Annotated in this window: 7 protein-coding genes; 5 read left to right on the top strand and 2 right to left on the bottom strand. The window is 42.8% G+C overall.

The features are described from left to right. Positions 1-15 precede the first annotated feature (15 nt). Both ACH2DQ_RS23850 and ACH2DQ_RS23855 read right to left on the bottom strand, forming a co-directional pair. Positions 16-885, bottom strand: coding sequence for a PocR ligand-binding domain-containing protein (locus ACH2DQ_RS23850; RefSeq protein WP_394912420.1), 870 nt, complete (start codon positions 883-885; stop codon positions 16-18). Between the two features lie 659 nt (positions 886-1,544). After that, positions 1,545-2,708, bottom strand: a complete 1,164-nt coding sequence (locus ACH2DQ_RS23855; RefSeq protein WP_394912419.1) for an iron-containing alcohol dehydrogenase — start codon at positions 2,706-2,708, stop codon at positions 1,545-1,547. 140 nt (positions 2,709-2,848) lie between these two features. Between ACH2DQ_RS23855 and ACH2DQ_RS23860 the strand changes: the two genes are divergently transcribed. From ACH2DQ_RS23860 to ACH2DQ_RS23880, 5 genes are all read left to right on the top strand, one after another. Then, positions 2,849-2,980 (top strand): DUF6783 domain-containing protein, encoded by a 132-nt coding sequence (locus ACH2DQ_RS23860; RefSeq protein WP_395028555.1) that lies wholly within the window; start codon positions 2,849-2,851, stop codon positions 2,978-2,980. A gap of 150 nt (positions 2,981-3,130) precedes the next feature. Further along, positions 3,131-4,645, top strand: coding sequence for a ribulokinase (locus tag ACH2DQ_RS23865; RefSeq protein WP_394912418.1), 1,515 nt, complete (start codon positions 3,131-3,133; stop codon positions 4,643-4,645). 170 nt (positions 4,646-4,815) lie between these two features. Continuing rightward, positions 4,816-6,051 (top strand): substrate-binding domain-containing protein, encoded by a 1,236-nt coding sequence (locus ACH2DQ_RS23870; protein WP_394912417.1) that lies wholly within the window; start codon positions 4,816-4,818, stop codon positions 6,049-6,051. Between the two features lie 311 nt (positions 6,052-6,362). Then, complete coding sequence (locus tag ACH2DQ_RS23875) at positions 6,363-7,856, top strand: sugar ABC transporter ATP-binding protein (protein WP_394912416.1); 1,494 nt, start codon at positions 6,363-6,365, stop codon at positions 7,854-7,856. A 94-nt stretch (positions 7,857-7,950) separates the two neighbouring features. Next, positions 7,951-8,907: an ABC transporter permease gene (locus ACH2DQ_RS23880; RefSeq protein WP_394912415.1), complete on the top strand. Its 957-nt coding sequence runs from the start codon at positions 7,951-7,953 to the stop codon at positions 8,905-8,907. Positions 8,908-9,181 lie beyond the last annotated feature (274 nt).

The raw sequence follows: 9,181 nt of genomic DNA on the forward strand, positions 1-9,181 counted from the left end.
AGAGTGTTTGAAAAGCTATTGCATCGGCCTGTCTGTGTTAATTGTTGGAGTTAGATTATCAAAACGGTATTGATTGGCAGTTATACCTACTTCTTTTTTAAATACAGAGCAGAAATAGTTGTATTCCGTAAATCCGGTCAGTTCAGCTATTTCTGTGATCGTGGAATCTGTTTCTACCAGCAGCTTTTTTGCATGTTCAATGCGTTTTACCGTGATGTACCGGCCAATGCTGGTATTCAGGGAATCGTTGATTACATCATAAAGTTTTGTACGGCTCATCATAAACTCTATGCAAAGATCGTGGATCGTAATCTTATCTGCAATATGCTGGTCGATATAATGATCCAGCTTTGTTAAAAAACCATTCCGGTTAAGGCGGATAATGCCTTTATACATAACATAGTAAGTACAGGCTTCCAGTAATTGAGCAAGAGCCTGTATCTTTTCTTCGGAATGATATTGGATATCTGTAATCAACTCAGTGCAGTCAAGAGAGTATAAACCGTATTGCTGGCAAAGGGTTTTTAGTGTTTGCATATGAAGTGCGGTATCTTCAATTGTTGTGATCTGTCCAAAGACGATATAACCGATAATGACATGGTTGTCTTTCAGAGGTGCAACAACTTCTGTTAAACCTGCATGGCAAGTATAAATGACCAGACTTTCGTTTTTTTTACATTCTTTAAATGCGGTCACATTGCTTTTGATACAATTTTGTCTGGTAGTGGGATTGTTGTGCATGAACTCACAAAATTTACTATGCTGTTCAGGATAAGCCATAATCTTAACGTAATTCCCGTCATATACGGACGAACGGATATTGGTTACAGTATAAAAATTATGCATAACTTTTTTTAATAAATCGTATTCCAGGGTTAGCTTCATTAGACTTCACTCCATTACTTTCTCTTTTCGTGGTGGTTCGGAAAAAGAGTTCGAACTATTTTATAGTAATGCGGATTTATTTGCCTATTCTGGAAAATTAGAAGGTTATATAATATATATAACAGAAAAATATAGAAATATCAAGAAAAAACGGGAAAAGATAAGAAATAAGAAGATAATTGCCAAAATATGGAAAATTAGAAGGCTATATATTGGCGTATTTATTAAAATAATAAAAAATACTGTACACGGGATCCCATCCAAGTTGAGTGTACAGTATTAAAGTGGTGATAAGTGCTGCCCTTAAAATGATAATGTAAAAGGGGTGATAAAAGTAACCTGTTTAATGAAAGAAATAAGCCTGAAGCTACCGGCTGGCAGTAAGACATAGTACAGCATTGCTCAAATAATCAAAAAATACATATAGGATATTCGTAACAGGGGGATTCGAACCATTCTGCGATAGAATGTTACCTATGGTTATTCGTAGATATAGTGTGTAAATGCAAGTTTTATCGTTTTATCGGAATGTTGTTTATTGGAGATGATAAAATGTCATAATATAATGGATGCGAAATAATGAAATATTATAAGAAAAAGAAAAAAGGAAAACCGGCTGCTCCAGCCGGTTTTTTAGTATGTAGAAATAACAAGGTCAATCAGTGAGCGCCGTCATAATAAGCTTCCATATAAACCTTCTGCACATCCACCAGCGCAGCCTCCCTGGGATTTTCCGGCATGCCCGTATCCTCCAGTGCATGCAGTGACAAGGTCACTACATCGGATGGGCGAAAAGAAGTAGTATTTAGCTTGGGAATGCCAATCCGCGTCGACAGTTCCCGTATGTAGCTGATAGCAGCCAAGGCCCCCTGGTCTGCCGTCATGCGGGATGTGTCAATGCCAAGCGCCTGGGCAACCTGGGAATAGCGGTCTTTGCATGCCGATGCATTGAATTTCATAACATAGGGCAGCAGAATTGCATTTGCGACTCCATGAGGAGTGTTGTAATACCCCCCCAGCTGGTGAGCCATAGCATGTACCATCCCAAGACCTGAGTTGGAAAATGCCAGACCAGCCATATATTCTGCCCAGCACATGTCAGTGCGGGCTTCGATATTTCTGCCTTCCAAGACAGCTTTTGCCAGCGACCTGCCAATCAAACGGATAGCCTCCAGAGCGATGCCGTCAGTAAAGGGAAAATGAGATTTGGCAACAAAAGCTTCAATCGCATGTGTCAGAGCATCCATGCCGGTAGATGCAGTCAAAAAGGCCGGCATATCTAACATCAGCATGGGATCATTAATCGCCAGATAGGAGAGACAGTTAGCATCCACCATCAGCATCTTTACTTTCAGAACTTCATCCGTTACAACATAAGCCCTTGTCACTTCAGATCCGGTGCCGGCAGTAGTATTGATGGCGATCAGAGGTACTCCGGGGTTTTTTGATTTGTTCAATCCATTGTAATCGGTGATATCTCCGCCATTTTTTGCAAGGATACTGACAGCCTTGGAAACATCCAGAGAAGATCCGCCCCCAATTCCGATGATATAGTCACAATGTTCTCTGTCAAAAAGAGATTTTGCCTCATTTACAATAGAGACAGTAGGATTTGGTTTTACGCCGTCATAAATGGCATAGTTTTTGCCGGCACCATCCAGTACATTCGTAACCTTCTTTACAGTACCGATTTCCACAAGGGGTCTGTCGGTGACGATAAATGCTTTTTTACCCGATATTAGGTCTATGTGCCGTGGTATTTCATAAATGCAGCCTTTCCCAATCAGCGTATGCGCCGGCTGGTATAATTCTCGATAATTCATCTAAGCTTCCCTCCAATACATTTCATCACATGATATGAACAAATGATAATAAAAGATAAACATATGTCAATAAAACTAAAATAGCATAATTTATTAGGAAAGTCAATGAAGATAGTAGTCTTCCTGTTTGGGAAAATATCATTAATCTTGCAACCACGCAGAATGTCTCTGTTTTTGCTAACTCTCCCACAAAGTGTGACGCACAGCTGCCAGAAAGCAATTTTAAAACACGCTCAAGAACTTATAAAATATTTACTGAATTTTCAGCATGAAAATTATGAAAATCGACAAAATGCCCTGAAATTAGAAAAATATTTACAATTTATATTGACAATGCACAAAACTTATAGTATTATCCATGTATACAAATGATAATCATATAGTTACATATGTTCCTAAAATATGTTTGAAAGGACGATGGAATGAAATCGTATTTTATTGGAATTGATACGGGGACTCAGGGAGTACGGATTGGAATTGCTGATGAAGATGGCGAAATGCTGACCAGCCATGAAAAAAAGTGGGAAACTTACTTTCCTAAAGTCGGCTGGGCAGAACAAAACCCGATGGACTGGTGGGAGAGCATCCTGGAAGTGCTTGAAATGTGTTCCGGAGAAATGACAGATGAGCAGAAGAAATCGGTGAAAGCATGCTGTGTCTGTGCCACATCTTCTACCGTTTTGGCGATCGATGAACAGGGAAAACCCCTTATGGATGCCATGATGTGGATGGATGCCAGATCCCGGGAGGAAATGAATGAGATCAATGAGACACATGATCCGGTTCTGGACTACTGTGGTCAGGAGACCTCCTTTGAATGGATGATACCAAAAGCACTATGGATCAAAAGACACCGCCGGGATATTTATGATAAGTGTTTTCGTCTGGTAGAACAGCTGGACTGGATTAATTATATGTTAAGCGGAAGATTATCCAGTTCCATATGCAATACAACCTGTAAATGGAATTACATAGAATCAAAAGGCGGTTATCAAAAAGAGTATTTTAAAAGGATAGGCTTTGAGGATTATCAGGAAAAAATCGTAACAAAGGTGGATAAAATCGGTGAAGCGATTGGAAAGCTAAGGCCGGATCTGGCAGAACGATTTGGCTTTCATCCCGATTTAGAAGTGGTGCAGGGCGGAATTGATGCCCATATGGCGATGTTTGGACTGAATGTAATAAAGCCTCATAAACTGGGAATTGTGATGGGGACCAGTTTTGTACATCTGTGTATGTCAGAAGAAAAGCCGGATTTAAAAGGGATTTGGGGACCCTATGACAGCGCGCTGGTGGACGGCCTCTGGCTGCTGGAAGGCGGACAGATATCAGCAGCCGGACTGGTAAACTGGTTTCGGAAGAACTTTCATATTGGGGAAGAAGACGGGAATCCCTATGCCAGGCTATTGAGAGCAGCAGAGGAAATCGAACCCGGATCGGATGGAATAACGGTTCTGGACTTCTTTCAGGGAAACCGGACGCCGTATAAGGATGCAATGGCTAAGGGGGTTATTTATGGATTAAATGTAAAACACACATGGAAACATATTTATCATGCAGTATTGGAATCCGTTTCTTTTGGTACCCACAATATTATACAGAATTATGAAACCCAGGGGTATGAAGTGGATTCGCTGACGGTCTGCGGGGGCGTTACTAGGGATCGGGGATGGATACAGATGATCTCGGATGTTACGGGCAAAAAAATCATTATTAACCGTAACAGCCAGGCAGGCGTACTTGGCTGCTGTGTGGCTGCGGCATCCAAAGGAAGGCATTATGAAAGCTTCCAGGCTGCGGCAGACCGAATGGTAGTACCTGAAATTGTGGTGGAACCCGATATAGAAAAGCACAGCTTGTATCAGAAACCATTTCAGAAATATCTGAAGCTGTATAAGTGTTTAAAAGAAATGATGCATGAGATGGAACAAGATTAGTTTTTTTAGCATGGTGCTAAATTAATCTAATACATGGCACGCTGTTTCCGGGAGTATGGTGCAGGTTCAGGCATCGCTATAAAAGCAAAAGACTGATCCTGCAGAAAATAATTTTATGACACACTCCGGTAACAGGTACCACAAATATTCACATTCTAAGGAGGAATAAAATGAGAAGGTACAAAAAGATGTTGGGGATTTTATTAACGGCGGCTATGACAGTTTCCATGCTGACTGCATGTGGAGGCGGAGCCAAAAGTACGGATGGAGACACTGCTGCTAAGACAGAGGCACAGGCTGAGACAAAAGCTGCAGAGACTAAGGCTGCTGAGACAAAGGCAGAGGAAACAAAAGGGGATGTGACAGAAGCAGCGAAAGAAACTGCATCAGAAGCAGTCACAGAAGCAGCAAAAAAAGCGGATGCTTCCGGTAAAAGTTTTAAAGTCGGTTATGTAAATAAGACTTTGAATAATCCGTATTTTGTCGCTTTGGATGCTGCTCTGAAAGAAGAAGTTGAATCACGGGGATGGTCCTATGCCAGTCTGGATGCTTCCGAAGATATTTCCAAGGAAATGGAAAATATGGAGACCTTCGTTTCCCAGAATTATGATTGTATCATTATGAACTGTGTGGATTCCGAAGCTTGTCTCCCGGCGATTGCAAATGCAACTGCAGCAGGTATACCGGTTATCAATGTAGATAATGCCTGTGATACCTCAGCCGATAATATTACAACGGTTTGTTCCGATAACCTGAGAAACGGCAGGGCAGTGGGCCTTTACGTAGGTGAGCAGTTCGGGAAAGATCCTATTGTATCGGTGCTCCTGTCCGGCGTAAAAGGAGCCGTAGTATCTCAGGAAAGACGTACGGGACTCATGTGCGGTATTATTGAACAGCGAACAGGCTGTACGGAAGAGGAAGCATGGGCAGCCGCTAAAACAATGGAACAGGAACTCATGGATAAAGGGAAAGCTGAAAATACAGATGCTGATTTTAAGATCAATGGGCAGGGCTGGGGAAACTGGACAGCAGATGAAGGACTTCCAGCAATGGAGGATTTACTGGTAGCGAACAAGGATATCAACCTGGTATTAGGGGAAAATGACAACATGTTATTAGGCGCTATGACCGCGATTGAAAACTCCGGCTTAACAGATAAGATCAGACTGGCGGCAGCGGCTGACGGACAGAAGGAAGCGATTAAACTGATTGCAGACGGTACAGGATATATGGCTACCGGAGATAATAATCCTAAGACAGTTGCAGCTATGGCATTGCAGGTTGCAGACGAAGTATTACTGGATGGTAAGACAGCAGATGATTACGAAGATATTACACGTACACCGCCTCTTTGCTATACCATTGATAATGCAAAAGATTACTATGATGAAAATGCCGCATTTTAACACGGTTGCTTCCTGTTCGCAGGAGTAAAATGGACGCACCAGCGTGTCCGTTTGGCTCGTTGCTCACGGGAAGAAAGAGTATGTAAATGGGGGTGCGGTGTCAGCTTATCAAGAGAGATAACGATGCGGCATCCCTAAAAAGTCAAAAACCCCGCTGCAAACAACGGGGCATCAAATTTGCAACGTTGCGACCAGCGGGGTAATTGACCCTCGCGGCAGTCGCCAAATGGACGCGCCAGCGTGTTCGTTTGGCTCGTTGCCCGCGGGAATAAAAGCAGCAGAAACACAGAAAATGATGAGGAGTGTAGGCGATGGGTAATGAATATCGGGTTGAGATGGAGCACATTGACAAAAAATTTGGCGGCGTCTATGCACTGAAGGATGTTTCTTTACGGGTAAAGCCAGGAGAAGTCCATGCTTTGATCGGAGAAAACGGTGCAGGAAAATCTACTTTGATGAAAATCTTATCGGGAGCGGTTATACGGGATGGAGGAACCATTCGGATTGACGGGCAGGAGGTTAAAATCTCATCTCCAAGGGAAGGAAAAGATCTGGGCATTGCAACCATTTATCAGGAATTTATGCTGGCGCCGCATTTAACGGTTGCAGAAAATATATTTATAGACCGGTTAAATCAGGGCGGGGCGGCTATCCGCTGGAAGAAATTAAATAAAGATGCTTCGGAAATATTAAAGAAACTGGGATTTGGAGAAATTGACCCAAAACAAAAAGTTGCGGAATTATCAGTGGCATATCAGCAGGTGGTGGAAATCTGCAAGAATCTTAGCAGGGATGCCAAGATCCTGGTACTGGATGAACCTACCGCTGTTCTGACATTTACCGAAATAGAAAAACTCTTTGCACTGGTAAACCTTTTGAAAAAAGATGGAGTCAGCATCATCTACATATCCCACAGGCTGGAAGAAATATTCCAGTTATGTGATACGATTACCGTATTTAAGGATGGGAAATTTGTAAAAGAGCTTCCATCTGGGGACATCGATAAACATGGGCTGATCAATCTGATGGTCGGGCGTGAAATGTCTACTCTGTATCCCGAGAGAAACGTGAAGCTGGGGGACGTAGTTCTGGATGTGAAAGACCTAAACTGCGGAAAGATGGTACAGAATGTGTCTTTTTCCGTTCGTGCAGGAGAAGTGCTGGGTTTCAGCGGTCTGGTGGGAGCCGGAAGGACGGAAACCATGCGTGCCATATTTGGGATTGACCATAAAGATAGCGGCGAAATTATGCTGGCAGGAAAAAAGGCGGCATTTAAGGCACCAAAGCATGCAGTGGAGAACGGGCTGGGATTTCTGCCGGAAGACAGAAAGCAGCAGGGGGTGCTGCTGAATCAATCCATACGAATTAATACCACACTTGCTTCCCTGAAACAGGTAAAATATGCCATGGATGTAATCAATGGGAAAAAAGAAAAACAGACGGTGGAAAATATCCTGGGGCAATTATCCACGAAATATGCTTCCATGGAGGATGATGTATCCAGTCTCTCCGGCGGCAACCAGCAAAAGGTGGCTCTTGCAAAGTGGCTGGCTGCGGACTGTAAATGCATGATACTGGATGAACCTACCCGTGGTGTGGATGTTGGGGCAAAGGTAGAAATATATAAAGTAATTAACGACCTGGCAGGCCGGGGAGTTGCAATTGTTATGATTTCTTCGGAGATGACGGAAATAATCGGAATGTGCGACCGGGTGATTATCATGAGACAGGGCAGAATTACCGGAGAAGTAGCCAGAGAAGAATTATACGAAAATGTGCTGATCAAATACGCAATGGGTGTATAAATATGAAATCGAAAGGAAGCCACGTTTTGATTCTTTCAAATATTTATTTGTGGCAGTATAGCAGGCATTGCTGCTGTATGGAATGGGTGAAAAAATGAATACAAAAAATAAAGCTGTAAAACTATTTGTTAAACATAATACTTATTTTATGCTGTTGCTGTTGTTGATTATCTGTATCTGCATATCGCCGGACTTTTTTACCTTACAGAATATCATTAATATCCTGCGCCAGTATTCAGGAACCACCGTTGTGTGTATGGGAATGCTATTTGTAATCCTGACCGGGGGAATTGATTTATCGGTTGGCTCTATTCTGGCACTTGGAAGTGTAATGGTTGCATTTGCGCTGACCACACATAGCCTGGGCATGGCAGCAGCGATTCTTTTGCCGGTACTGGTTGGATGCGTATTGGGTGCGGTTACCGGATTCCTGGTATCTTATGCCAAGATGGCAGCTTTTGTAGCCTCACTTGCGATGATGACAATAGCAAGAGGCCTGGCATTTGTAATATCAAATGGACAGCCGGTGCAGACACCAAAGGATACGATTGGTAAACTAGGAGTAGCCATGATCGGAGGGGTGATCCCATGGCTGGCTGTAATTGCCGTAGTTGTCATTGTGATCTTCTGGTTTATTCATAAATACACTGCATTTGGGCGGATTATCGTTGCAATCGGAAGTAATGAAACAGCAGTAAAATTAGCGGGTATCCGTGTAAACCGGTATAAAATGTCCGTGTATGCCATTTCAGGAATCTGTGCAGCAATAGGCGGAATTATCGCATCCTCCAGGACTGCAATCGGGACACCCATCATTGGGCAGGGGCTGGAGCTGGATGCCATAGCAGCCTGTGTAATTGGAGGCGCCAGCCTCTCAGGAGGGGAGGGTTCCTGTATCAAAACCGTAGTAGGTGTACTGGTACTGGCACTGATCAGTAATATTATGAACCTCCTTGCAGTTCCATCCTATCCCCAAGACATTATCAAAGGTATTATTATTATCATTTCTGTATTATTACAGGGGCTTACCTCTAAAAATAAAACAGTTTAGAGCGAGTTTAAAAATTACTTTCTGAATATCGTACATCGTGTGCAGATACGATGACAGTAGTGTTTGGTGAATCGTTGGCAGAGAGGAGCAGTGCAATGAAAGATGTTTTACTGATGGCAGTGGATTTGGGCACCAGTTTTATAAAGGTTGGAGTTTATGATACGGACAGCAATTGCATCACCGTGGAGACGGAACCGGTAAAGGATTACAGACCGGGTCCCGGCATTTTTATCCAAAAGGGAGAAGAATTACTGGCTTCTGTAATTGCCTGCAT

This window comes from Robinsoniella sp., from assembly GCF_034124845.1.